General features: G+C 61.4%; 1 protein-coding gene. It reads left to right on the top strand.

What is annotated here, in order from left to right; genetic code table 11:
* A partial coding sequence (locus AB1471_RS17350; RefSeq protein WP_367780979.1) for a DDE-type integrase/transposase/recombinase occupies window positions 1–272 on the top strand: 272 nt, incomplete at both ends.

Here is a 272-nt window from a genome sequence, read left to right as displayed (position 1 = left end):
CCAGATCTGGCTCGCCGACATAACCTATGTCCCGACCGGCCAGGGATGGCTGTACCTGGCTGCCATCATGGATCTGTACAGCCGCCGTATCGTGGGCTGGGCGATGGAAGACCATCTGCGCACCGAATTGCCGCTTGCCGCCCTACGAATGGCGATCAAGGGACAAAGGCCTGGCGCCGGCTTGATCCATCATTCCGATCGCGGCACCCAATATGCTTCGACCGAGTATCGCCATGCGCTGCAATCCGCCGGATTCCGCCCTTCCATGAGCC

It is taken from the genome of Jeotgalibacillus marinus, assembly GCF_040801915.1.
Taxonomy (GTDB): domain Bacteria; phylum Bacillota; class Bacilli; order Bacillales; family Jeotgalibacillaceae; genus Jeotgalibacillus; species Jeotgalibacillus marinus.
The sequence above is the reverse complement of the archived record's forward strand: the minus strand, read 5'-3'. Positions and strand labels throughout refer to the sequence as shown.